17 protein-coding genes and 1 tRNA gene are annotated in these 25,627 nt (G+C 71.0%); 12 read left to right on the top strand and 6 right to left on the bottom strand.

Annotated features, from left to right (window positions below):
- Nucleotides 1-56 precede the first annotated feature (56 nt).
- The 3 genes from gltB (at nt 57) to pyk (ending at nt 7,684) form a co-directional block, all read left to right on the top strand.
- Nucleotides 57-4,637 carry a glutamate synthase large subunit gene (gene gltB, locus ACPZVR_RS03825; RefSeq protein ID WP_436698250.1) on the top strand — a complete coding sequence of 1,527 codons (4,581 nt, stop codon included), beginning with the start codon at nt 57-59 and terminating at the stop codon, nt 4,635-4,637.
- The gene (locus tag ACPZVR_RS03820) at nt 4,630-6,111 is read left to right on the top strand and encodes a glutamate synthase subunit beta (RefSeq protein ID WP_436698249.1); all 1,482 of its coding nucleotides are present in this window, start codon (nt 4,630-4,632) and stop codon (nt 6,109-6,111) included. The genes gltB and ACPZVR_RS03820 overlap by 8 nt, the downstream gene beginning before the upstream one ends.
- Nucleotides 6,112-6,220: 109 nt before the next feature.
- Nucleotides 6,221-7,684 carry a pyruvate kinase gene (pyk, locus tag ACPZVR_RS03815; RefSeq protein WP_436698248.1) on the top strand — a complete coding sequence of 488 codons (1,464 nt, stop codon included), beginning with the start codon at nt 6,221-6,223 and terminating at the stop codon, nt 7,682-7,684.
- Between the two features lie 12 nt (nt 7,685-7,696).
- On the opposite strand, the gene ACPZVR_RS03810 is transcribed toward pyk, so the two are convergent.
- Nucleotides 7,697-7,780, bottom strand: a tRNA-Leu gene (locus ACPZVR_RS03810).
- A 78-nt stretch (nt 7,781-7,858) separates the two neighbouring features.
- Here ACPZVR_RS03810 and ACPZVR_RS03805 point away from each other — a divergent pair.
- From ACPZVR_RS03805 to ACPZVR_RS03780, 6 genes are all read left to right on the top strand, one after another.
- Nucleotides 7,859-8,476 (top strand): ANTAR domain-containing response regulator, encoded by a 618-nt coding sequence (locus tag ACPZVR_RS03805; protein WP_436698729.1) that lies wholly within the window; start codon nt 7,859-7,861, stop codon nt 8,474-8,476.
- 175 nt (nt 8,477-8,651) lie between these two features.
- Nucleotides 8,652-9,800 carry a branched-chain amino acid ABC transporter substrate-binding protein gene (locus ACPZVR_RS03800; RefSeq protein WP_436698247.1) on the top strand — a complete coding sequence of 383 codons (1,149 nt, stop codon included), beginning with the start codon at nt 8,652-8,654 and terminating at the stop codon, nt 9,798-9,800.
- 93 nt (nt 9,801-9,893) lie between these two features.
- Nucleotides 9,894-10,883: a branched-chain amino acid ABC transporter permease gene (locus tag ACPZVR_RS03795; protein ID WP_436698246.1), complete on the top strand. Its 990-nt coding sequence runs from the start codon at nt 9,894-9,896 to the stop codon at nt 10,881-10,883.
- Nucleotides 10,880-12,013: a branched-chain amino acid ABC transporter permease gene (locus ACPZVR_RS03790; protein ID WP_436698245.1), complete on the top strand. Its 1,134-nt coding sequence runs from the start codon at nt 10,880-10,882 to the stop codon at nt 12,011-12,013. The genes ACPZVR_RS03795 and ACPZVR_RS03790 overlap by 4 nt, the downstream gene beginning before the upstream one ends.
- Complete coding sequence (locus ACPZVR_RS03785; protein ID WP_436698244.1) at nt 12,006-12,785, top strand: ABC transporter ATP-binding protein; 780 nt, start codon at nt 12,006-12,008, stop codon at nt 12,783-12,785. Before ACPZVR_RS03790 ends, ACPZVR_RS03785 begins: the two co-directional genes overlap by 8 nt.
- Entirely contained in the window at nt 12,775-13,494 is a 720-nt protein-coding gene (locus ACPZVR_RS03780; protein WP_436698243.1) for an ABC transporter ATP-binding protein, read from the top strand. The genes ACPZVR_RS03785 and ACPZVR_RS03780 overlap by 11 nt, the downstream gene beginning before the upstream one ends.
- 166 nt (nt 13,495-13,660) lie before the next feature.
- Here the strand turns inward: ACPZVR_RS03780 and ACPZVR_RS03775 are convergent, their stop codons facing one another.
- From ACPZVR_RS03775 to ACPZVR_RS03765, 3 genes are read right to left on the bottom strand one after another with little or no spacing between them, the layout of a single operon-like run.
- On the bottom strand, nt 13,661-14,422 hold the full coding sequence (locus tag ACPZVR_RS03775) for an amino acid ABC transporter ATP-binding protein (RefSeq protein WP_436698242.1): 762 nt from the start codon (nt 14,420-14,422) through the stop codon (nt 13,661-13,663).
- Entirely contained in the window at nt 14,419-15,225 is an 807-nt protein-coding gene (locus tag ACPZVR_RS03770) for an amino acid ABC transporter permease (RefSeq protein ID WP_436698241.1), read from the bottom strand. The genes ACPZVR_RS03775 and ACPZVR_RS03770 overlap by 4 nt, the downstream gene beginning before the upstream one ends.
- Before the next feature lie 26 nt (nt 15,226-15,251).
- Nucleotides 15,252-16,046 (bottom strand): ABC transporter substrate-binding protein, encoded by a 795-nt coding sequence (locus ACPZVR_RS03765; protein WP_436698240.1) that lies wholly within the window; start codon nt 16,044-16,046, stop codon nt 15,252-15,254.
- A 214-nt stretch (nt 16,047-16,260) separates the two neighbouring features.
- Here ACPZVR_RS03765 and ACPZVR_RS03760 point away from each other — a divergent pair, with 214 nt between their 5' ends.
- A complete protein-coding gene (locus tag ACPZVR_RS03760) occupies nt 16,261-16,851 on the top strand; it encodes a GNAT family N-acetyltransferase (protein ID WP_436698239.1) in 591 nt (196 codons plus the stop codon).
- A 42-nt stretch (nt 16,852-16,893) separates the two neighbouring features.
- On the opposite strand, the gene ACPZVR_RS03755 is transcribed toward ACPZVR_RS03760, so the two are convergent.
- A complete protein-coding gene (locus tag ACPZVR_RS03755) occupies nt 16,894-17,316 on the bottom strand; it encodes a hotdog fold thioesterase (protein WP_436698238.1) in 423 nt (140 codons plus the stop codon).
- A gap of 53 nt (nt 17,317-17,369) precedes the next feature.
- Between ACPZVR_RS03755 and polA the strand changes: the two genes are divergently transcribed.
- Nucleotides 17,370-20,054 (top strand): DNA polymerase I, encoded by a 2,685-nt coding sequence (gene polA / locus ACPZVR_RS03750; RefSeq protein WP_436698728.1) that lies wholly within the window; start codon nt 17,370-17,372, stop codon nt 20,052-20,054.
- A 63-nt stretch (nt 20,055-20,117) separates the two neighbouring features.
- Here the strand turns inward: polA and ACPZVR_RS03745 are convergent, their stop codons facing one another.
- Nucleotides 20,118-21,371, bottom strand: coding sequence for an oligosaccharide flippase family protein (locus ACPZVR_RS03745; RefSeq protein ID WP_436698727.1), 1,254 nt, complete (start codon nt 21,369-21,371; stop codon nt 20,118-20,120).
- Between the two features lie 128 nt (nt 21,372-21,499).
- Here ACPZVR_RS03745 and ACPZVR_RS03740 point away from each other — a divergent pair, with 128 nt between their 5' ends.
- Nucleotides 21,500-25,606: an alpha-(1->3)-arabinofuranosyltransferase domain-containing protein gene (locus tag ACPZVR_RS03740; protein ID WP_436698237.1), complete on the top strand. Its 4,107-nt coding sequence runs from the start codon at nt 21,500-21,502 to the stop codon at nt 25,604-25,606.
- Nucleotides 25,607-25,627: the final 21 nt, after the last annotated feature.

Raw genomic sequence — 25,627 nt, 5'->3', positions numbered from 1 at the left:
CCCGCTCCGGCCGGCGTGCAGCGCGAGCACAGACAGTCGTCGACGGGAGGCTTCCCATGCCTTATCTCCACAAGTTCCCGCCGCCCCAGGGTCTCTACGACCCCCGCCACGAGAAGGACGCCTGCGGCGTCGCCTTCGTCGCGACACTGACGGGCGAGGCCAGCCACGACATCGTGGCCAAGGCCCTCACCGCGCTGCGCAACCTCGACCACCGCGGTGCCGCGGGCGCGGAGGTCAACTCCGGCGACGGCGCCGGGATCTTGATGCAGGTCCCCGACGCCTTCCTGCGCGCGGCCGCGGCCGAGGCGGGCTTCACCCTGCCCGCCGCCGGTGGCTACGCCGTCGGCACGGCCTTCATCCCCGGGGACGACGAGGAGGTCGCCAAGACCCGGGGCCGGATCGAGGAGATCGCCGCGGAGGAGGGCCTGAGCGTCCTCGGCTGGCGCGAGGTCCCCGTCGACCCCACCATCCTCGGCACCATGGCGCGCAGCGTCATGCCGACGTTCACCCAGCTCTTCGTCCAGGCCGCCGGCGGCCCGCTGAACCAGAGCAGCGCGCAGGACATGGGCCTCGAGCGGCTCGCCTTCTGCCTGCGCAAGCGCGCCGAGCACGAGACCGACGTGTACTTCCCGTCGCTGTCCTCGCGCACGCTCGCCTACAAGGGCATGCTGACGACCGACCAGCTCGACCACTTCTTCCCCGACCTGGTCGACGAGCGGATGGCCTCGGCCCTCGCCGTCGTCCACTCGCGGTTCTCGACCAACACCTTCCCGAGCTGGCCGCTGTCGCACCCCTTCCGGTTCATCGCCCACAACGGCGAGATCAACACCGTCATGGGTAACCGCAACTGGATGCGGGCCCGCGAGGCGCTGCTCGCCTCCGACGCGATCCCCGGCGACCTCGAGCGGCTCTTCCCGATCTGCACCCCCGGCGCGTCCGACTCGGCGTCGTTCGACGAGGTGCTCGAGCTGCTCCACATGGGCGGTCGCAGCCTGCCCCACGCCGTGCTCATGATGATCCCCGAGGCGTGGGAGAACCACACCGAGATGGACGAGCGGCGCCGTGACTTCTACCGCTTCCACTCCACGATGATGGAGCCGTGGGACGGGCCGGCCTGTGTCGTCTTCACCGACGGCACCCAGATCGGCGCGGTTCTCGACCGCAACGGGCTGCGCCCCTCCCGCTTCTGGGTCACCGACGACGGCCTCGTCGTCCTCGCCTCCGAGGTCGGCGTGCTCGACCTCGACCCGGCCACGGTGGTCCGCAAGGGCCGGCTGCAGCCGGGCCGCATGTTCCTCGTCGACACCGAGGAGCACCGGATCATCGAGGACGAGGAGATCAAGGACGAGCTCGCCGCGGAGCACCCCTACGGCGAGTGGCTGCATGCCGGCCTCGTCGAGCTCGACGACATCCCCGAGCGCGAGCACATCGTGCACACCCACGCCTCGGTCACCCGGCGCCAGCAGATCTTCGGCTACACCGAGGAGGAGCTGCGGGTCCTGCTCACCCCGATGGCGAACACGGGCGGCGAGGCGCTCGGCTCGATGGGCACCGACGCGCCGATCGCGGCGCTGAGCGAGAAGCCGCGGCTGATCTTCGACTACTTCAGCCAGCTGTTCGCCCAGGTGACCAACCCGCCGCTGGACGCCATCCGCGAGGAGCTCGTCACCTCGCTCTACGGGTCCATCGGTCCCGAGGCCAACCTGCTCGAGCCCACCCCGGCGTCGTGTCGTCAGGTCGTGCTGCCGTTCCCGGTCATCTCCAACGACGACCTGGCCAAGATCCGGCACATCAACCGTGAGGGCGACCACCCGGGCTTCGTGACCCACGTCTCGCGCGGCCTCTACCAGGTCGAGGAGGGTGGCGCCGCGATGGTGCGGCGGATCGACGAGATCTGCCAGGAGGTGTCCGACGCGATCGCCGGCGGCGCACGGATCATCGTGCTCTCCGACCGCCACGCCGACCAGTTCAACGCCCCCATCCCGTCGCTGCTGCTCACCGCCGCCGTGCACCACCACCTGGTGCGCGAGAAGACCCGGACCCAGGTCGGACTCCTGGTCGAGGCGGGCGACGTCCGCGAGGTCCACCACGTGGCCCTGCTGGTCGGCTACGGCGCGGCCGCGGTCAACCCGTACCTCGCCATGGAGACGGTCGAGGACCTCGCTCGCGAGGGCTACTACGTCAAGACCGACCCGGAGCAGGCCGTCAAGAACCTGATCAAGGCGCTCGGCAAGGGCGTGGTCAAGGTGATGTCGAAGATGGGCGTCAGCACGGTCGCGTCCTACACCGGCGCCCAGATCTTCGAGTGCGTCGGCCTCTCCCAGGAGGTCATCGACCGCTACTTCACCGGCACCACCTCCAAGCTCGGCGGCATCGGCATCGAGGAGATCGCCCGCGAGGTCAAGATGCGCCACGACGTGGCGTACCCGGTCAGCGGCATCCCCGCTGCCCACCGCGAGCTCGAGATCGGCGGCGAGTACCAGTGGCGTCGCGAGGGGGAGCCGCACCTGTTCAACCCGGACACGGTGTTCCGCCTGCAGCACTCGACCCGGACCGGTCGCTACGACATCTTCAAGCAGTACACGAAGGCCGTCGACGACCAGTCCGAGCGGCTGATGACACTGCGGGGGCTGTTCCGGTTCAAGGACGCCGCCGCGTACGGCCGCGCGCCGATCTCCATCGACGAGGTCGAGCCCGTGTCCGAGATCGTCAAGCGGTTCTCGACCGGCGCCATGTCCTACGGCTCGATCTCGCGTGAGGCGCACGAGACGCTCGCCATCGCCATGAACCGGCTGGGCGCGAAGTCCAACACCGGCGAGGGAGGCGAGGACTCCGAGCGCCTGCACGACCCCGAGCGTCGCAGCTCGATCAAGCAGGTCGCCTCCGGACGCTTCGGCGTCACCTCGGAGTACCTCACCAACGCCGACGACATCCAGATCAAGATGGCGCAGGGCGCGAAGCCCGGCGAGGGTGGGCAGCTGCCCGGCAACAAGGTCTATCCGTGGGTGGCCAAGACCCGGCACTCCACGCCGGGCGTGGGCCTGATCAGCCCGCCGCCGCACCACGACATCTACTCGATCGAGGACCTGGCGCAGCTGATCCACGACCTCAAGAACGCCAACCCATCGGCCCGCGTCCACGTGAAGCTGGTCTCCGAGGTGGGCGTCGGGACGGTCGCGGCCGGCGTGTCCAAGGCGCACGCCGACGTGGTGCTCGTCTCCGGTCACGACGGTGGCACCGGGGCCTCGCCGCTGACCTCGCTCAAGCACGCCGGCGGTCCGTGGGAGCTCGGTCTCGCCGAGACCCAGCAGACCCTGCTGCTCAACGGCCTGCGCGACCGGATCGTCGTGCAGACCGACGGTCAGCTCAAGACCGGTCGCGACGTCGTGATCGCCGCGCTGCTCGGTGCCGAGGAGTTCGGCTTCGCGACGGCTCCGCTGGTGGTGTCCGGCTGCATCCTGATGCGGGTCTGCCACCTCGACACCTGCCCGGTGGGCGTGGCGACGCAGAACCCGACCCTGCGCTCGCGCTACAGCGGCAAGGCGGAGTACGTCGTCAACTTCTTCGAGTTCGTCGCCGAGGAGGTCCGCGAGCTGCTCGCGCAGCTGGGCTTCCGCTCGATCGAGGAGGCCGTCGGCCAGGTCGACGTCCTCGAGACGGCCGACGCCGAGCGCTACTGGAAGGCCCGGGGGCTCGACCTGGCGCCGATCCTGCACAAGGTCGACGTCGCCGACACGCACTTCCCCGACCAGGACGTGCGCAACACCGGCGGCCAGGACCACGGCCTGGAGAGGTCGCTCGACGTCACGGAGATCCTGCCGATCGCCGCACCGGCGATCGAGTCCGGAAAGCCGGTGCGGGCGCAGCTGCGCATCCGCAACGTCAACCGGACGGTCGGCACGATCCTGGGGCACGAGGTGACCAAGCGGTACGGCGGCGCCGGACTGCCCGACGGGACGATCGACCTGACCTTCCTCGGCTCCGCGGGCCAGTCCTTCGGCGCGTTCGTGCCCCGCGGCATCACGCTGCGGCTCGAGGGCGACGCCAACGACTACGTCGGCAAGGGGCTCTCCGGCGGTCGGATCGCGATCCGGCCCGACCGGACCGCGACCTTCCCGGCCGAGGAGCACGTGATCGCCGGCAACACCATCGCCTACGGCGCGACCTCCGGTCAGATCTTCATCCGCGGCGGTGTCGGCGAGCGGTGCTGCGTGCGCAACTCGGGCGCCACCGTCGTCACCGAGGGTGTCGGCGACCACGGCTGCGAGTACATGACGGGCGGCCGCGTGGTCGTCCTCGGGCCGACCGGCCGCAACTTCGCGGCCGGCATGTCGGGCGGCATCGCCTGGGTCCTGGACCTCGATGAGGCCCGGGTCAACGGCGAGCTCGTCGACCTGACCCCGGTCACCGGCGCGCGGGCGGCGGAGCTGGAGCAGATCGTGCGCACGCACCTGGAGGAGACCGGCTCGGCGGTCGCCGAGGCGCTGCTGACCGACTGGGGCGCCGCGCTGACGCGGTTCACCGAGGTCATGCCGCGCGACTACGCGAAGGTCCTGGCGGTCCAGGCCGAGGCGGAGGCCGAGGGCCTCGACGCCGACGCCGCCGCCAACCGGATTATGGAGGTGCTCCATGGCTGACCCGAAGGGCTTTCTCAAGCACACCCGCGAGGTGGCCGGGCGTCGTCCGGTCGAGGAGCGGGTCGGCGACTGGGACGAGGTCTACCCGGGCGGGATCGGCCGCGCGCTGCTGCCGATCATCAACGTCCAGGCCAGTCGCTGCATGGACTGCGGCATCCCGTTCTGCCACTCCGGCTGCCCGCTGGGCAACATCATCCCGGAGTGGAACGACCTCGTCTGGCGCGACGACTGGGACGGCGCGATCGAGCGCCTGCACGCGACCAACAACTTCCCGGAGTTCACCGGTCGTCTGTGCCCGGCACCCTGTGAGACGGCGTGCGTCCTCGGCATCAACCAGCCGGCGGTCACGATCAAGAACATCGAGGTCTCGATCATCGACCGGGCCTACGACTCCGGTTTCGTCCGGCCGCAGCCGCCCGAGTGGCTGACCGGAAAGACGGTCGCCGTCATCGGCTCGGGGCCGGCGGGCCTCGCCGCGGCCCAGCAGTTGACCCGCGCCGGCCACACCGTGGCCGTCTACGAGCGCGCGGACCAGCCGGGCGGCCTGCTGCGGTACGGGATCCCCGAGTTCAAGATGGAGAAGAAGCACCTCGAGCGCCGCCTCGACCAGATGCGGCGCGAGGGGACGGTCTTCCGCTCCGGGGTCGAGGTCGGTGCCGGCAAGCTCACCGGGGCCGCGCTGCGCGACCGCTTCGACGCCGTCGTCCTCGCCATCGGCTCCACCGTCCCGCGGGACCTGCCGGTCCCCGGGCGCGAGCTCGCCGGCATCCACCAGGCGATGGAGTTCCTGCCGCAGGCCAACCGGGTCGCGCTGGGACAGCCCGCGACGGCCGACGGCTCGGAGCAGATCCGCGCCGACGGCAAGCACGTCGTCATCATCGGCGGCGGTGACACGGGCGCCGACTGCCTCGGCACCTCCATCCGCCAGGGCGCGGCCTCGATCACGCAGCTCGAGATCATGCCCCAGCCGACCGAGGACCGTCCGAACGGCCAGCCGTGGCCGACGTACCCGATGATCTACCGGGTCTCCTCCGCGCACGAGGAGGGTGGCGAGCGGGTCTACTCGGTCTCGACCAAGGAGTTCCTGGGCGACGCCGACGGCAACGTCAGGGCGCTGCGGCTGGTCGAGGTCTCCTTCGAGGACGGCCGGCTCGTCGAGCACGAGGGCACGGAGCGGGAGATCCCGGCCGACCTGGTGCTGTTCGCGATGGGCTTCGTCGGTCCCGAGCGCGACGGCATCGTGGAGCAGCTCGGTGTCGAGCTCGACGAGCGCGGCAACATCCGGCGCGACGACGACTACGCCACCAACGTGGACGGCGTGTTCGTGGCCGGTGACGCCGGCCGCGGCCAGTCGCTCATCGTGTGGGCGATCGCCGAGGGCCGCGCGGCCGCGGCGGGTGTGGACAAGCACCTCACCGGCAGCACCCAGCTGCCGGTGCCCATCCCGCCGACCGCCCGGCCGCTGGTGGTCTGACTGGTCTGACCGACCGGTCGCATCGAACCGGTCCACCGACGCCGGCCCGCCGCGTGCCCACGCGACGGGTCGGCGTTTGCACGTTCCAATCGACCGATAGGCTCTGATCGTGCGGAGAGCCAAGATCGTGTGCACCCTGGGCCCGGCCACCAGCTCGGAGCGGAGGATCCGCGAGCTGGTCTACGCCGGGATGGACGTCGCGCGGCTCAACATGAGCCACGGCAGCCACGAGCAGCACGCCGAGGCCTACCGTCTCGTGCGTGAGGCCTCGGACGCCTCGGGCCACGGTGTCGGCATCCTCGCCGACCTCCAGGGCCCCAAGATCCGGCTCGAGACCTTTCCCGACGGTCCCGTGGTCCTGGCCCGGGGGCAGCAGTGGACGATCACCACGCGCGACGTCGCCGGCGACGCCCGAGCCTGCGGCACGACGTACAAGGGCCTGCCGGGGGACGTCGCGCCCGGCGACCCGATCCTCATCGACGACGGCAAGATCCGGCTGCGGGTGACCGAGGTGACCGACACCGACGTCGTCACCGAGGTGCTGGTGGGCGGCAAGGTCAGCAACCACAAGGGCATCAACCTGCCCGGTGTCGCCGTGTCCGTCCCCGCCCTCTCGGACAAGGACACCGAGGACCTGCGGTTCGCGCTGCGGCTCGGCGTCGACTTCATCGCCCTCAGCTTCGTGCGCAACGCCGCTGACGCGGAGGACGTGCGCGCGATCATGCGCGAGGAGGGCGTCCTGGTCCCGGTGATCGCGAAGATCGAGAAGCCTCAGGCCATCGAGAACCTCGACGAGGTCGTCGACGCCTTCGACGCCTTCATGGTCGCCCGCGGCGACCTCGGCGTCGAGTGCCCGCTGGAGGAGGTGCCCTTCTTGCAGAAGAAGATCATCGTCGCGGCGCGCCGCAACGCGAAGCCGGTCATCGTCGCCACGCAGATGCTCGAGTCGATGGTCGCCAACCCCGCGCCGACGCGCGCCGAGGCGAGTGACGTCGCCAATGCGGTGCTCGACGGTGCCGACGCGGTGATGCTGTCGGGCGAGACCAGCGTGGGGGAGCACCCCGTGCACACGGTCGAGACCATGGCGCGGATCATCACCGCCACCGAGGCGCACGCACTGGTGGACGAGAGCTTCAGCCGGTTCGGCCGCATCGAGTGGGACCCCCACACCACCTCCGGGGTGATCACCAAGGCCGCCGAGGAGGTCGCGCAGCGGGTCGGCGCGAAGTACGTCGTCGCCTTCACCCAGTCCGGTGACTCCGCCCGGCGCCTGGCCCGGCTGCGCAGCCCGATCCCGGTCCTCGCCTTCACCCCGGAGGCCCGCGCCCGCTCCCAGCTCGCGGTCAGCTGGGGGGTCGAGGCGTTCAAGACCTCCACGGTCGAGCACACCGACGAGATGGTCCGCCAGGTCGACGAGGAGCTGCTCAAGATCGGCCGGGTCAAGGAGGGCGACCGGGTCGTGATCGTCGCCGGCAGTCCGCCCGGGATCCCCGGCTCCACCAACGCGCTGCGGGTGCACCGCATGGGCGACGCGATCAACGAGGTCGCGCCGGCCTACCGCCGCAGCCGCTGAGTCGCGATCGAGTGCCGAGTGTGGGACTCGAACCCACATGCCCTTTCGGACAACGCTTTTTGAGAGCGCCGCGTCTACCGATTCCGCCAACCCGGCTGGGTCGGGTGACACCGTAGCCGAGACGCACCCGACGGCCCACACCGGCCGGCCCGATAACCTGACCCCGTGACCGAGATCGTCCCGACCGAGCCGCCCGCACCGTCGCAGCCCCGCACTGTGGTCATCGCCGAGGACGAGACGCTGATCCGGATGGACCTCGCCGAGATGCTCGCCGAGGAGGGGTACGACGTCGTCGGCCAGGCCGGCGACGGGCAGAAGGCGATCGAGCTCGCCGAGCAGCTGCGGCCGGACCTGGTCATCCTCGACGTCAAGATGCCGGTGCTCGACGGGATCGCGGCGGCGGAGGCGATCGCCGGCCAGCGGATCGCCCCGGTCGTGATGCTGACCGCGTTCTCGCAGCGCGACCTCGTCGAGCGGGCGCGGGAGGCGGGGGCGATGTCGTATCTCGTGAAGCCCTTCTCACAGTCCGACCTGGTGCCGGCTATCGAGATGGCCGTGAGCCGCTTCGCGGAGATCCGGCAGCTCGAGAGCGAGGTGAGCGACCTGACCGAGCGCCTCGAGACGCGCAAGGCGGTCGACCGCGCCAAGGGCGTCCTGCAGGAGCAGCTCTCGCTCTCCGAGGCCGAGGCGTTCCGCTGGATCCAGAAGACGGCCATGGACCTGCGCATGTCGATGCGCGAGGTCGCCGACGGCATCGTGAGCCACGGTGTCCCGGGCAGCCCCGCCTCCTGACGTGACGTAAATCGTCCGACGTTCGTGTCCTCTAGGTAACAGATTCGTCATGATTTGTGACCTGGACCACTGAGTTGCTTCCCCGCGCCGCGGTGCCGGTGTAGGTTCCCGCGGCAGGAACCACCGGTGGGCGGCGACCGCTGCCGGCCGGCACGAACAAGGAAGCGGGACTGTCTTGAGGCGTAACAACGTATTCGCGGCCGGTGCTGCGGCGCTGGCTCTCGGCCTGAGCCTGACGGCATGTGGCACGACGGACGACAACGACGGCGGCGACGCCGGTGGCGGTGGGGACGCCGCCTGCGACCTGAAGCTCGCGTTCTTCGGACCGGAGACCGGCCCCGCGGCCGGCCTCGGCAAGCCCATCATCCAGGGCGCCCAGCTGGCGGTGGACCAGTACAACGAGGACGCCGACTGCGAGGTCGAGCTGGTCAAGTACGACTCCCAGGGCTCGCCGGACGAGGCGCCGTCGCTGGCCACCGAGGTCGCCGGCGACGAGTCGATCATCGGCGTCGTCGGTCCCGCGTTCTCCGGCGAGTCGGCGGCCGCCGGCCCGATCTTCGCCGAGGGCGGGGTCCCGACCATCACCCCGTCGGCGACGAACCCGACGCTGGCCGACAACGGCTGGGACACCTTCCACCGCGCGCTCGGCAACGACGCGACCCAGGGCCCGGCCGCGGCGAAGTACATCCAGGACACCCTGCAGTCGAAGGGCACCTTCGTCATCGACGACGCGTCGGAGTACGGCGCGGGCCTGGCCGGCATCGTCGAGGAGACCCTCGGCGACACGGTCGTCGGCACCGACACCATCCAGGCCGGTGACACCGACTTCTCCGCGACGGTCACCAAGGTGACCGACGCGAAGCCGGACGCGGTCTTCTTCGGTGGCTACTACGCCGAGGCGACGATCCTCATCGGCCAGCTGCGCAACGGCGGCTTCGACGGCACCTTCGTCGTCGCCGACGGTGTCAAGGACCCCGCCTACCTCGACGCGAAGGACGCGGCCGAGGGCACCATCATCACCTGCCCCTGCATCCCGGACACCGACCCCGCCGTCGCGACCTTCGCCGCGGACTACGAGGAGGAGTTCGGCGAGGCGGCGGGCACCTACGCCGCCGAGGCCTTCGACGCCGCGAGCATCTTCCTCGCCGGCATCGAGGACGGCATCGACAACCGCGAGGACATGCTGACCTTCGTCAACGACTACGACGAGAAGGGCATCACCAAGCAGCTGAAGTTCGACGACAAGGGCGAGCCCGCCGACGTCCACGTCTACGCCTACACGGTGAAGGACGGGGCGATCGTCCCCGAGGGCGAGATCAAGTGAGCGAGGACTGATCCGTCCGATCGACAGAGGAGCGGCCGGGGGCCACCGTCCCCGGCCGCTCACCTGTCCAGACCTTGGCGCCAGGAGGCCTGGGTGAACTTCGATTTCCTCTTCAGCAACCTGCCGCAGCTGACGATCGGCGGACTCGCCTTTGGCGCCATCTACGCGCTGATCGCACTGGGCTACACGATGGTCTACGGCGTGTTGCAGCTCATCAACTTCGCGCACTCCGAGGTGTTCATGTACGGCACCTTCGCGATGCTGTGGACCGTGATGGCGCTCGGCGGCGCGGATGCCGGCGGCATCCAGCTGGTCGCCATCCTGATCGCCGCCCTCTTCGCGGCCATGGCGATGTCGGCGATCATCGCGCTCCTGCTCGAACGCGTGGCCTACCGGCCACTCATCAAGAAGGACGCGCCACGCCTGATCGCGCTCATCTCGGCGATCGGCGCGTCGTTCGTGCTCGCCGAGCTGATGGGCCTGCGTGACCGCATCGCGGGCTGGGTCGGGCTGGACGACAACCTCTCCGAGTACGTCGGCAAGGCGCGCATCAACAACAGCATGGCGGGCGTCCTCGACGCTCCCCGCTGGGAGATCGGCAACGTCACGATCTCCAGCATCGACGTGCTGGTCATCGTCGCCGCGGTCGGCATGATGATCCTGCTCGACCAGTTCGTGCGTCGCTCCCGGCTCGGCAAGGGCATCCGGGCGACGGCACAGGACCCCGAGACCGCCGCCCTCATGGGCGTCAACCCGACCCGGACCATCCAGATCACCTTCCTCATCGGCGGTCTGATGGCCGGCATCGCCGCCTTCCTCTACATGCTGAAGATCGAGACCACCAAGTTCGATGTCGGCTTCCTGCTCGGGGTCAAGGCGTTCACCGCCGCCGTGCTCGGCGGCATCGGCAACCTGCGCGGCGCCCTGCTGGGCGGTCTGGTCCTCGGGGTCGCCGAGACCTGGGGATCGGCGCTCTTCGGCACCGAGTGGCGCCACGTGGTCGCCTTCGTGCTGTTGGTCGTGATCCTGCTGTTCCGCCCCACCGGACTGCTGGGTGAGTCGCTCGGAAAGGCCCGCGCATGAGCAAGATCAAGCAGAGGTTCATCGCCCTGCCCAAGCCGGTCAAGATCCTGCTCTGGGTCGTGTTGGCGCTGTTCGCCTACGCCCTGCCCCTCCTGGAGCCACCGATCATCTCCACGCCCGGCGTGGACTTCGGCGGCGTCCTCTTCGTCGTGACCATGTACTGCCTGGTGGCGATCGGCCTCAACATCGTGGTCGGCTACGCCGGCCTGCTGGACCTCGGGTACGTCGGTTTCTACGCCATCGGCGCCTACACGGCGGCGGTCCTGACGTCTTTCCACGCACACTGGCCGCTGCTGCTGGCGATCCCCGTGGCCGTCGTCGTCACCACGATCTCCGGCGTCCTGCTGGGCGCGCCGACCCTGCGGGTCCGCGGCGACTATCTCGCGATCGTGACCCTCGGCTTCGGCGAGATCATCCGCCTGGTCGCGGTCAACTCGGAGTGGCTCAACCAGCGCAAGGGCATCTCCGACATCGCCCGCCCGCCGAGCATCGGGGGAGAGGACGGCCTCTTCGAGATCCCGCACCTCTACTGGGGCGACGGCACGGTCCTGGTCGACACCAAGGACACGACCCAGTTCCTGACGTTCGGCGTGATCGACCAGATCCCGTACTACTGGCTCGGTCTCACCGTGGTCATCCTGATGCTCTTCGCGGACCGGCTGATCAAGAACAGCCGGGTCGGCCGGGCCTGGGAGGCCACCCGCGAGGACGAGGACGCCGCGGAGCTGATGGGCGTCCCGACGTTCAAGTTCAAGCTGCTGGCCTTCGCCACGGGCGCCTTCGTCGGCGGCCTGGCAGGTTCGCTCTACGCCAGCCGGCAGAACTTCATCAACCCCGACTCCTTCCTGTTGCTCTACTCGATCCTGTTCCTGGCGGCCGTCGTCGTCGGCGGCCAGGGCAACCGCTGGGGCGTGATCGTGGGTGCGGTCCTGGTGGCCTACCTGCCGCAGCGGTTCCGGGAGTTCGACGACTTCCGGGTGCTGGCCTTCGGGCTGGCGCTGGTCCTGCTGGCGACGCTGCGCCCGGAGGGCCTGTTCCCGCCGCGCCGCACCGTGCGCGCCAAACACCTGGAACAGGAGCTCGAAGAGCTCGAGGAGGGCACCGGTGGAGAGGAGACCGCCCGTGTCTGAGGCGATTCTCGAGGTCCAGAACCTCACCTTGAAGTTCGGTGGTCTCACCGCGCTGGACGACGTGACCTTCCGGATCGACGAGGGCGAGATCCTCGGCCTGATCGGCCCCAACGGCGCCGGCAAGACGACCTGCTTCAACGCGGTCACCGGCGTCTACCGGCCCACCAGCGGCAGCATCCTCTTCCAGGGCAGGTCGATCGTGGGGCTGAAGAAGCACAAGATCACCCAGCAGGGGATCGCGCGCACCTTCCAGAACATCCGGCTCTTCCCGACGATGACGGCCCTGGAGAACGTGCTCGTCGGCGCCGACGCCCAGCACACGACGGGGATGCTCTCGGCGCTGTTCCGGCTGCCGAAGCACTGGCGCGAGGAGCAGGACGGTCACGAGCGGGCGATGGACCTGCTCACCTTCATGGGCATCCAGCGCAAGGCCGACGAGCTCGCGGCGAACCTGTCGTACGGCGACCAGCGCCGCCTCGAGATCGCGCGGGCGATGGCGACCAACCCGAAGCTCATCTGCCTCGACGAGCCCGCGGCGGGCTTCAACCCGGCCGAGAAGGTCGAGCTGATGAACCTCATCCGCCGGGTCCGCGACCGCGGCTACACCGTGCTGCTCATCGAGCACGACATGAAGCTGGTCATGGGCGTGACCGACCGGATCGTCGTCTTGGAGTTCGGCCGCAAGATCGCCGAGGGCAGCCCCAGCGAGATCCGTGACAACCCGGCGGTCATCGCCGCCTACCTGGGAGTGGACGAGGAAGATGCTTCTTGAGGTCGAGGGCCTCTGTGTCAACTACGGACACATCGAGGCGATCCGTGACATCAGCTTCAGCGTTCCCGAGGGGACCGTCACGACCCTGATCGGCGCCAACGGCGCCGGGAAGACGACGACGCTGAAGACCATCTCGGGCCTGCGCAAGGTGCGGGCCGGCTCGATCCGCTTCGAGGGCAAGGACATCACGTCCGTGGAGCCCTTCGACCGGGTCAAGCTGGGGATAGGCCAGTCGCCGGAGGGGCGGCGGTGCTTCATCGGCATGACGGTGCGCGAGAACCTGGAGATGGGCGCGTTCACCCGCAACGACCGCAAGTCCGCGGCCTACCGCGAGGACATGGAGCGGGTGCTCACCCTGTTCCCGCGGCTGCGGGAACGGATCGACCAGGTCTCCGGCACGATGTCGGGGGGCGAGCAGCAGATGCTGGCCATCGGCCGGGCGCTCATGTCGCGACCGCGCCTGCTGCTGCTCGACGAGCCGTCGATGGGACTGGCGCCGAAGCTGATCCAGCAGATCTTCACGATCATCACGGAGATCAACCAGCAGGGCACCACCGTGCTGCTCGTGGAGCAGAACGCGGCCCAGGCGCTCAAGCGGTCGCACGACGCCCACATCCTCGAGACCGGCGAGATCGTCCGGTCCGGCACCGGCCGGGACCTGGCCGTCGACCCGGCGGTCAAGGCCGCCTACCTCGGCGGCGACGTCTGAACTGATGGCGGAAGCGTGTCGCCTGTCGTGCTCGCCACCCGGGGACCTCGCAAGCTCGGCCCCGCGGGCGTCACACGACGCGGCTTCGCCGCGGGCGACACGCTTCCGCGCGCAGTTGCCGCCCTAGGCCCCGCCTCGGCGTGGCGGCAAGACGATGGCAGGAGCGTCACAGCACCTTCGAGAGGAACGAGCGGGTCCGCTCGTGCCGGGGGCTCGAGAGCACCTCGGCCGGGCGGCCCTCCTCGACGACCACGCCGCCGTCCATGAAGACGAGCTTGTCGCCGACCTCCCGCGCGAACCCCATCTCGTGGGTCACGACCATCATCGTCATGCCCTCCTGGGCGAGCTCCTTCATGACGGCGAGCACGTCGCCGACCAGCTCCGGGTCGAGCGCGCTGGTGGGCTCGTCGAAGAGCATCATGTCGGGGTTCATCGACAGCGCGCGGGCGATCGCGACCCGCTGCTGCTGACCACCGGACAGATGGGCCGGATAGGCCGCCTCCTTCTCGGAGAGCCCGACCTTCGCGAGATTGCGCCGGGCGATGTCGACCGCCTCCTCCTTGGTACGCCGGCGCACGTTGCGCTGGGCGAGGGTGAGGTTCCTCAGCACCGACAGGTGCGGGAAGAGGTTGAACTGCTGGAAGACCATGCCGATGCGTGAGCGCACCTCGTCGAGGTCGACCCGACGGTCGCAGATGTCGACGCCCTCGATCAGGATCTCGCCGGCGGACGGCTCCTCGAGCCGGTTGACGCACCGCAGCAGCGTCGACTTGCCTGATCCGGACGGGCCGATCACGCACACCACCTGACCGGCGTCGACGTGGAAGTCGATGCCCTTGAGGACCTCCTGGTGACCGAAGTGCTTGTGCAGGCCGCGGACCTCGATGGCGGGTGCGGCCCCGGGGACCGGGTGGACGGACGCGGTCATCGGACCGACCTCCTCTGGCGTCGCTCCAACCAGGCGACGAGTTGGGTGAGCGGCAGCGTGATGACGAGGTAGAGCAGCGCGGCCTGGATCAGGCTCGTGGCGGTGCCCGCCGACGGCCCCGAGGTCAAGAAGTCCTTGGCCACCGACGTCAGCTCGCGCTCGTCGGCTGCGGCGCCGAGCAGGAACAGCAGCGCGGTGTCCTTGATCAGCAGCACGAACTCGTTGGTGAGTGGCGGGATGACGATCCGGAACGCCTGCGGGAGCACCACCTTGACGGTGGTGGCCCCCGGCCGCATGCCGAGCGAGCGCGCCGCCTCGGTCTGCCCCTTCGGGACGGCCTGGATGCCGGCGCGCAGGGTCTCGGCCATGTAGGCGCCCGCGACCATGATCAGGCCGATCAGGCCGGCGCCGACCGTGCCGCCCGGTGGCGTCCAGCCGAAGGCGATGGGCAGGCCGGTCGACATGAAGATCATCACGACCAGGGCCGGGAGCCCGCGGAAGAACTCGACGTACGCCGTCGCCAGCCACCGGTACGGCGCCACCGGGGACAGGCGCATCAGCGCCAGCACCAGTCCGAGCGCCAGCCCGCCGGCGAACGCGATCGCGGTGTACTTGACGGTGTTCACCATGCCGATGGCGACCAGGTCGCCCCAGTTGCCGTCGGCCCAGCCGACGCCGTCGGCGTTCCAGAAGTTCTCCCGGATCGTCGGCCAGTCGGCGCCCAGCACCAGGGCGACGACGGCCGCCGCGAGGACGACGTACAGCGTGATCTGGACCAGGAGCGCGCGTCGCCGCCGACTCATCCCCACGGTTCCCCCCCCGTTCGGCGTCAGTTGTCGGTCGAGAAGTACCTGTCGTAGATCTCGTCGTAGGTGCCGTCCCCGCGCATCTCCTCCAGGACGCCGTTGACGTCCTCGACGAGCTGGCTGTTGCCCTTCTTGATGGCGAAGCCGTACTGCTCGTCGGTCTCGTAGGTCTCGACGACCGCGAAGGTGCCGTCGGTCGTGTGGTCGAGGTTGACCGGCAGGTCCTGCAGCAGTGCCTGGACCTGGCCGGCCTTGATGGCCTGGAACATCTCCGCGTCGCTCGGGAAGGAGACGATCTCCGCGCCGGTGGCGTTCTCCTCGGCGTAGGACTTGCCGGTCGTGCCCTGCTGGACCCCCACCTTGACGCCCTTGAGGTCGGCGATCGACGCGATGTCGCTGTCGGCCGGGACCAGCAGCGACTGCTGGGAGTCGTAGTAGCCGTCGGAGAAGTCGAGGTTCTTCTTCCGGTCGTCGGTGATCGTCATCGCCGAGGCCGCCAGATCGCACTGCTTGGCGTTGAGGGCCTGGCCGCTCTGCAGCGCGTCGAAGGAGGAGTCCTTGATCGAGAGGTCGAGGTCGAGCCGCTCCGCGATCTCCGAGACGATGTCGACGTCAAAGCCCTTGAACCCGCTGTCACTGGACTCGTCGAAGTCCTCGAAGGGTGGATAGGGCACGTCGGAGCAGACCGTCAGCGTGTCCTTCTTGACCAGGTCGGCACCGGTGGCAGAGGTGCCGCCGTCCTCGGAGCCGCAGGCGCCGAGTGCGAGGGCGGTGAGTGTCGCCACGGTGAGGGCGGTGATGCGCGACTTCTTCTGCATCTCGGCACTGTAGGTCCGATTCGGCACCGTGACGAGAGCCCCGCGACACCACGTCACGGGTTGTTCCAGGATCGTGACCTGGGCGTCACCATGCGGCCCGGGGGAGATCCGGACGTCCCCCTGTCGGGGACGCGCGGGTGAGCGTAATGTGTCCGTCCGGGCCGCCCGCCGCCGTGCGGTCTGTCGTTCGGGGTCGAGGAGAAGGCAGGGCCGGATGAGTCGCTATTCGCTGATCACGCGCGTCGCCACCCGCGACGACGCCGCCGTCCTGGCCGAGCTGTGGAGCGACGCCGTACGCCGCGCGGACCCCGCCGATCAGGTCGCCGACCTGGAGCTCATCATCAAGGGCGCCGCCGCGTCGCCCGAGCAGCGCCTGGTCGTGGTCGAGTACGACGGCCAGGTGGCCGGTGCGGTCTACCTGCGGATCACGACCCTCTCGCCGCTCAACCTCGAGCCCTGCGTCCAGTCGATGCACCCGCGCGTCTTCGACCACTGCCGCCGGCACGGCGTCGGCCACGCGCTGCTCGAGGCGGCGACCGCGTTCGCCGAGGAGAACGGCATCCTGCACGTGGTCGCGGCCGTCCCACACTCCTCGCGGGAGTCCAACCGGTTCATGGCGCGCCTCGGCCTCGCGCCGGTCGTGATGTACCGGATCGCGCCCACCGCGCTGCTCCGCAGCCGGGTGTCCCCGCAGCGCCAGCAGGGCGGCGTCGAGGGCAGCCGCAACCGGGTGCTGGCCGCGCGGCGCTCGCTGCGCCGCGTGCGGACCGAGCGGCTGACGCTCCCCGAGCCCGAGCAGGCCTGAGACGCTTCTATGGGTTGACAACCCATAGAAGCGTCTGCGGGGCTACTTCTTCGCGGGGTCGCGCTCCAGCAGTGCGCACGTGATCCGGGAGGTGCAGACCCGGCGCCCGGTGTCGTCGCTGACGACGATCTCGAAGCTGGCCATGGTGCGGCCGCGGTGCAGCGGCGTCGCGACGCCCGTCACGACCCCGCTGGTGGCGGAGCGGTGGTGGGTGGCGTTGATGTCCGTGCCGACGGCGAACCGGTCCGGCCCGGCGTGGATCGCGGCGGCGACCGAGCCGAGGGTCTCGGCGAGCACGACCGACGCGCCGCCGTGGAGGAGGCCGTAGGGCTGCGTGTTGCCCTCGACGGGCATGGTGGCGACCACGCGGTCGGCGGTGACCTCCACGAGCTCGATGCCCATCCGCTCGTTGAGCGCGCCCATGTGGGCACGCATGAAGTCGGCGATCTCGTCGATGCTGGTCATGGGCCGAAACGATAGTCGGCGGGCCTCGGTAGAGTCGCCGGGTGCCCCAGCCCATGACGGAGACGCCCCGCCCCCGACTGCTGCTGCTCGACGGCCACTCGCTGGCCTACCGTGCCTTCTTCGCCCTCCCGGTCGAGAACTTCTCGACCGCGACCGGGCAGCACACCAACGCGGTCTACGGGTTCACCTCGATGCTGGTCAACGTGCTGCGCGACGAGCAGCCCACGCACGTGGCGGTCGCGTTCGACGTCTCACGGCAGACCTTCCGCACCGAGGAGTACGCCGACTACAAGGCCAAGCGCAACAAGACGCCGGGGGAGTTCAGCAGCCAGCTGCCGCTGATCGAGCGGATGCTCGACAGCTTCGCGATCCGCTACATCAAGCACCCCGGCTACGAGGCCGACGACATCATCGCCACGCTCGTCACCCAGGCGCTCGCCGACGAGACGAGCGGTCTCGAGGTGCTCATCCTCACCGGCGACCGCGACTCCATCCAGCTGGTGACCGAGCGCTCGACGGTGCTCTACCCGATGCGCGGGGTCTCCGACCTGTCGCGGATGACGCCCGCCTACGTCGAGGAGAAGTACGGCGTCCCGCCGCACCGCTACCCCGAGCTCGCCGCCATCGTCGGCGAGCAGTCCGACAACCTGCCGGGCGTGCCGGGCGTCGGCGCCGGCTTCGCCGCGAAGTGGATCAACACCTACGACGGCCTCGACAACGTGATCGCCCAGGCCGACAAGATCACCGGCAAGAAGGGCGAGGCCTTCCGCGAGCACCTCGGCGACGTCATCCGCAACCGGCGCCTCAACGCGCTGGTGCGCGATCTCGACCTCGGCCTCGCGATCGACGACCTGGTGCTGGGGGAGTGGGACCGCCCCGCGGCCCTCGAGCTGCTCGACGAGCTGGAGTTCCGCGGCGAGCTGCGCACCCGCATCCTCGATGTCGTCGCGCCGGGGGAGGACACCCCGGTCGAGGCGGGCGTCGAGCTGGACGGCATCACCCTGGCGCCCGACACGGTCGGCTCCTGGCTGGAGGGCATCGGCGAGGAGACCGTGGGTCTGTCCGTCCGCGGCAGCTGGGGCAGCGGCACCGGACGGGCGACCGGGCTCGCGTTCGCCCTGGCCGACGGGCGGGCGGCGTACGTCGACGTCGAGACGATGAGCGCCGCGGACGACAAGGCCGTCGCCGGATGGCTCGCCGACCCGGCCCGCCCGAAGGTGCTCCACGACGCCAAGGGGCCCCTGCTCGCGCTGGCCGCCCAGGGGTGGCGCCTGGAAGGGGTGGTCGAGGACTCCGCCCTCGCCGCCTATCTCGTCGCTCCCGACCAGCGTTCCTACGACCTCGCCGACCTGTCCCTGCGCTATCTGCACCGCGAGCTGGCGGTCGCGGAGGACGACGACCAGGGGATGCTCTTCGACGAGGACGCCAACCTGGCCAAGGCCTCGATGGTGCAGGCCCGGGCGGCGCTCGACCTGTCCGCCGAGCTGGCCGACGAGGTCGAGCGGGCGGGCGGGCGCAGCCTGCTGACCGACGTCGAGATGCCGCTCGTCGGCGTCCTCGCGAGGATGGAGCAGACCGGCATCGCCGTCGACATCGAGCACCTCGAGGGCCTCGAGGCGCACTTCGGCGAGGAGGTGCGCAAGGAGGCCGAGGAGGCGTACGCCGTCATCGGCAAGGAGATCAACCTCGGCTCGCCCAAGCAGCTGCAGGTGGTGCTCTTCGACGAGCTCAACATGCCGAAGACCAAGCGCACCAAGACCGGCTACACCACCGATGCCGACGCGCTGCAGAAGCTGGCCGCCAGCAATCCCCACCCCTTCCTGCTGCACCTGCTGCGGCACCGCGAGGTGATCCGGCTGCGGCAGACGATCGAGGGCCTGCTCAAGACGGTCCAGCCCGACGGTCGCATCCACACCACCTTCCACCAGACGATCGCGGCCACCGGGCGGCTGTCGAGCACCGAGCCCAACCTGCAGAACATCCCGGTGCGCACCGAGGAGGGCCGCCGGATCCGGGAGAGCTTCGTGGTCGGACCCGGCTACGACTCGCTGATGACCGCCGACTACAGCCAGATCGAGATGCGGATCATGGCCCACCTGTCCGAGGACGAGGCGCTCATCGAGGCGTTCCGCTCCGGCCGTGACTTCCACGCCGAGACCGCCTCGCGGGTCTTCGACGTCGCGCCCGACGACGTCACCCAGGAGATGCGGGCCAAGATCAAGGCGATGAACTACGGCCTCGCGTACGGCCTGTCCGCCTTCGGGCTCTCCCAGCAGCTCGGCATCGAGCCGCGCGAGGCCAGCGGGCTGATGGAGGAGTACTTCGACACCTTCGGCGGCATCCGCGACTACCTCACCGGTGTGGTCGACGAGGCCCGGCGCACCGGGTTCACCGAGACGATCATGGGCCGGCGCCGCTACCTGCCCGACCTGACCAGCGACAACCGGATGCGCCGCGAGGGCGCCGAGCGGATGGCGCTCAACGCCCCGATCCAGGGCTCCGCGGCCGACCTGATCAAGGTCGCGATGCTCCGCACCGATGCCGCGCTGCGCGACTCCGGCCTCCGCTCGCGGATGCTGCTCCAGGTGCACGACGAGCTCGTGTTCGAGGTGGCCGACGGCGAGCGGGAGGCGCTCGACACCCTGGTCCGCGAGCAGATGGCCGGTGCCGCCGACCTCACCGTGCCGCTCGACGTCTCCGTCGGCACCGGCCGCAGCTGGCACGAGGCCGCGCACTAGCTGGATGGCGCGAGCGTGTCGCTCCGTCGCCCTCGCTTCCCGCGATGACCGACGGGTGACCGGCTACTGGTCAGCGGGCGCGAGCTCGTCGTCGCGGCGATGCCGGAAGGCCTGGAGTGCCAGGAGCACGCACAGCACCACGAGGTCGACGATCGCGACCGTGGTCGCCAGCCCGGTGACCGTGGAGGCCAGCGCGCCGGTGATCACGAGGGCGACGACGCCGGTGCCGACGAGGTACTTGGTCGCGGCGCCGCGGCTGGCGAGGCCGGCGTAGACGAGCATCTGGAGCAGGGCGAGCAGGGCCCCCAGCACGGCGAACATCCACAGCCGGTCCGCGACCTCGGCGTACTCCTGGCCGCCGATGAAGACGAGGGCGACGTCGGAGAGCAGGTAGGTCGCGACCACGCAGGCCGTGCCCAGCACCGTGAGGAACACCAGGCCCTTGGCCAGCGCGGCCCGGCTCTCGTCGCCGGCCGACATGGACGGGAAGAGGACCACGACCGCGAACTGAGGCAGGAAGAGCACGGCCTTGGTGACGATGAGGCCGCCGGCGTACAGGCCCGCGTCGTGGCCGTCGAGCACGCCCCGGGCGACGACGACGTCGAGGTTGGACAGCGCGAAGAACGCGAGCAGCGCCACCGAGCTGCCGGCCGTCTCGCGGAGCACGTCGTGGCGGATCTCCGACTCGGACACGCTGCTCGTCGGGCGCGGATGGCGGCCGAGCGCCCACGCGCCCACCGCCACCGGGATCCACGACGACACGAGGACCGCGAGCATCGCGCTGGTCTCGCTGCGCCAGGCCAGCAGGAAGGCCAGGCCGAGCACGACCCGGGGGACGCCGACCGAGAGGTAGACGAGGCTGAGGGGCAGCCACCGGCGCTCGCCCTGCAGCACACCGGCCTGGGCGCCCATCACGGTGATCGGGACGACGCACAGGCCGAGCAGGACCGCCGGCAGCAGGCCGTCGAGTCGCAGCAGCTTGGTGACCACCGGGGCGGCCAGGACCGTGACCAGGCCCAACCCGAACGCCGTGCGCCAGGCCGCGCGCAGGACCGTGGTCTCCACCGCGGCCACGTGCTCGGGGTCGGCGGCGATGCGTCGCGCGGACGTCGCCTGGAGGCCGAGCTGGAGGACCGAGAGGACCATCAGCAGCGCCATGACGCCGGCCAGGGCGCCGTACTGGCCCGGACCGAGGAGGCGCGCGGCGACGATCTGGAAGCCGTAGGTGCCGACGTTCATCACCGCCATCGCGATCGCGATGCCGGCGCTGCTGCGCAGCAGCCGGGTGAGGCGCGCGCCCACGGGTGGGAAGGTCATCGTCACCAGAGCAGATTAGGGGGTGGTCCCGCCGATCCCGGAAGCGGAGGCGGCGTCGGCATACAGTGACCCTCGCCGCGCCCTCGGGGCACGGCGACCCCAGGGAGGGCCACGGCAGCGGAGGCGGGATGCGGGACGAGCGGCGCGGTCGCGTGGTGCTGCTGACCCTGTACGCCGCGCTCGCGGTGTTCGTCTTCACCGAGAAGTGGGGTCGGTCCACCAGCGACACCCGCTTCGAGCTCACCGAGGTGCCCGGCCCCCACCTCGCCGGTACCTTCCACCTGTGGAACCCCGAGGTGTCGCTCGGGGAGATGCAGAACCAGGCCTACGGCTACCTCTTCCCCCACGGCCTGTTCTTCTGGCTGGCCGAGCTGGCGGGGACCCCGGGCTGGGTGGCGCAGCGCCTGTGGTCGGTGCTGATCCTGCTCCTCGCCTGCGAGGGGCTCCGTCGGCTCGCGCGCGCCCTCGGTACGACGCCCGTGGCCGCCGCGGTCGCCGGACTCGCCTACGGCCTGACGCCGCGCCACGTCACCGAGATCGGCACCCGCAGCGCGGAGATCCTCCCGGGCGCGATGCTGCCGTGGGCGGCGCTCCCGGTCGTGCTGGCCGTCCAGGGCCGGATGCGCCCGCGCACCGCGGCGGTCCTCTCCGCGGCCGCCTTCGCCTGCTCCGGTGGCGTCAACGGCACCGCGACGGCGGCGCCGGCCGCGCTGCTCGCGATCATCGTGCTCTGGGCCGTGCTGACCCGCCGGTTGAGCTGGCGCTTCGGCGCCGGCTGGCTGGTCCTCGTCGGAGCGGTGAGCGCCTGGTGGATCCTGTCGCTGCTGCGGCTGGGTGCCTACAGCCCGCCCTTCTACGACTTCGTCGAGGACGCCCGGGCCACGACCTCGACGGCGGGCTTCGCGTCGGTGCTCCGCGGCGCCAGCAACTGGGTGGGGTTCATCTCGGTCGGGGGCGACCGCTGGTGGCCGGCCGGCTACGACCTCGCCTATGAGCCGTGGCTCGTGCTCGGCTCGGGGCTCGTCGCGGTCGCGGGCTTCGTCGGCCTGCTCCGGATGCGCAGCGCGTGGCGGACCCCGCTGCTGCTCGCCGCGGGATTCGGGCTGGTCTGCCAGGTGATCGCCCATACCGGAGCACTCGACGGGCCGCTCAGCCAGGCGCTGCGCGACCTGCTCGACGGCCCTCTGGCCCCGCTGCGCAACGTCGCCAAGGTGGACCCGGTGCTCCGGATCCCGATCGCGGTCGGCCTCGCCACCCTCGTCGACGACCTGCTCCCGTTGCTGGGCCGCCGGCCCGGCACCGGGAGGCACGGCGCCCGGAGGGCCGCCGCGCGGCGGGTGGCGGCGGGCGGCCTCGCCGTGGCGATCGCCGGCGGCCTGCTCGCGATGGCCCAGCCCATCGCGACCGCCGACACCCGCACGCCCGGCTGGACCGAGCTGCCGTCGTACTGGTGGGAGGCGGCGGCCTTCCTGGAGGAGCGGGCCGACGAGGCCGCGGACGGCGGCGGGGCGACGTGGGTCATCCCCGGGTCGGGCTTCGGCATCCAGCAGTGGGGCTGGACCATGGAGGAGCCGATGGAGGCGGTGGCACGCAGCCCGTGGATCACCCGCTCCCAGGTCCCGCTCACGCCACCTGCCACGATCCGGCTGTTCTCCGCGATGGAGACCTTCCTCGAGACCGGCTCCGGGTCGCCGTACCTGCGGCACCTGCTGAACCGGATCGGCATCGACACGGTCCTGGTGCGGCACGACCTGGAGCCGGAGGTCTCCCAGGCGACCTCCGCGAGCCTGGTCGGCGTCGCGCTCGGCCGCTCCCCGGGACTGCGCTCGATCGCCACCTTCGGTGAGCTGGAGTTCGGACCCGCCATCGAGGTCTTCGACGTCGAGCCGGCGATCGGCGCCCAGGTCGGCACCGGTGGGTACGACGTGCGCGACGCCGATGATGCCGTGACCGTCGCGGGGTCCGTCGAGGCGGCGGTGGCCGCCGTCGGCTCCGGCCTGGTCGGGCCGGCCCAGGCGATGGTGCTGGCGGGCGAGCCCGGCTGGGACCGCGACGCCCAGGTGGTGGGCGACGGGTACCGGCTCCGCGAACGCTCGTTCGGCCGGATCCAGGACGCCGAGAGCAACGTGATGGCCGCCGACGACGCCTTCCACGGCGACCGGGTGGTGCCGAACTACCCGGGCGCCGCCGGGGCCGACCCGGTCGTCGCCCGGTACGACGGCATCGCCGGCGTCGACGCGTCGAGCTCTCGGGCGTGGACGAGCTCGCTGGGACCGGTGCATCCCGAGAACGCTCCTTGGTCGGCGCTCGACGGCGACCCGTCGACGTACTGGCGGCCCAGTCCCTTCGCGGACGCCGTGGGCCAGTGGCTGGAGGTGGATCTCGGTCGCGAGCGGCGGATCGGCGCGGTGCGCCTGAGCCAGCCGTTCGCCGAGGACGTGAGCCGGGTGGTCCGCTGGCGGGTGACGGCGGGCGAGCGCACCCGGACGGTCGTGACCGACCCGGTCACCGGCGAGGGCTCGGTGCGCCTCGACGTCCGCGCCGACCGGGTCCGGGTCGAGGCCCTCGACGCTCCCGACCGCGAGGCCACGATCGGCCTCGCCGAGATCGGGATCGACGGCGTCGCGCCGAGCCGCACGCTCGTCGTTCCCGACGCCGCGACCGACGGCCCGCCCGACCTCCTGTTCGCCGCGGCGCCCGAGACCCGCTCCTGCGTGCTCACGCTGTTGGGGCCCGACTGCGGCCGGCACCGGGCCCGGGCGGCCGAGGAGGCCGCCGGGATCGACCGGACCTTCACCCTCGACGAGGGCGGCCGGTACCGGGTCCGCGGCCTCGTCGTCGGACGCAGCCGTCCGGGCACCCTCGACCTCCTACAGCCCCTGGGCGGCGTGACGATGACCGGCTCGTCGTGGCTCGGGAACGACCCGGCCGTCTCGCCGCGGATGGCCTACGACGGCAACGACGCGACCTCGTGGGTGGCCGATCCCCGCGACACCGATCCGGTGCTCACCGTCGACCTCGGTCGCGAGCGGACCCTGCGCCGGCTCACCGTCAGTCCTCCGGCCGGCGTGGCCGTGCGCCCCGACCATGCGGTGATCCGGGCCGAGACCGCGGACGGCGAGGTGGTCCGCCGGGCCGATCTCACCGGGTACGGCGCCTTCGAGCCGGTCCGCGCCCGTCGGCTCACCATCACCTTCGGTCGCTCGGGCGGCCGGGTGGACGGTGCTCCGCTCGGCGTCGGCGAGGTCAGGCTCGGCGGTCCGCGGTTCTCCGCGACGCTGGACGGCGGTGGGCCGACCGGCGCGGTCTGCGGGTTCGGGCCGCAGCTCGTCGTCGACGGGCGCGTCGTCGAGACCCGCGTCGACGGCCTGATGGGGGACGTGGTCGCCGCCGGCCAGCTGGCGCTCGAGCCCTGTGACGACACCGGACCGTTGGAGCTGACGGCCGGCACGCACCGGGTCGAGCTCCGCTCGACCGAGCAGTTCCAGCCCGTCGGGCTGACCCTCGACTCGATCGGCGGCGGGGCGGCGCCCGAGCGCGGTCCGTCCCGGTCGCGCACGATCCGGCTGCTGTCAGCGGACGACACCCGGGTCCGGCTCGACGTCGGCGCGGGGGAGGACGCCGTCCTGTCCTCGCCCCACAACGTCAACCTCGGCTGGAAGGCGCGTGTCGACGGCCGCGAGCTCGAGCGCATCACCGTCGACGGCTGGGCCCAGGGCTGGGTGCTGCCGGCGGGCGTGTCCGGTGAGGTCGAGCTGGTCTACGCCCCTCAGCGGGGCTACCTGATCGTTCTGGTCGCGGGCCTGGTGGTGCTGGGCGCCGTGCTGCTCACGGCACTCGGGATCCTCGCGGCCGGTGCGCTCCGCCGTCTCCGGCACCGCGGGGAGGGGCCGGCGGACCGCGCTGCCCTCGCCGGGAGCGAGCCGGGCGCCGCCGTGCCGTCCTCGTGGCGGAGGACCGTCCTCACGGCCCTCGTCGCGGGCGTCGTGGCCGGTCTCGTCGGCGGCCCGGTCGTCGCCGCGGCGGGGGTGCTCGGTGCGGTGCTCGCCCGGTGGCCGCGGCTGGTCCAGGCCCTCGTCGGGGCGGTCCTGCTCGGTGCGCTCGTCGCGCTCGTGGTCGCCCTGACCGACGCGCCGCGCCTGCCGTCGCGACCCGTCGACCTGGTGACCGGCGCGGCCCTCGCGCTCGGCTTCGCCGCCGTGCTCGGCCGGCGAACGCCCACGGAGCGCTGGTGAGGCGAGGGTGAGGCGACGGTG

The organism is Nocardioides segetis, from assembly GCF_051390595.1.
In the GTDB taxonomy this organism is placed as follows: Bacteria; Actinomycetota; Actinomycetes; order Propionibacteriales; family Nocardioidaceae; genus Nocardioides.
The sequence above is the reverse complement of the archived record's forward strand: the minus strand, read 5'-3'. Positions and strand labels throughout refer to the sequence as shown.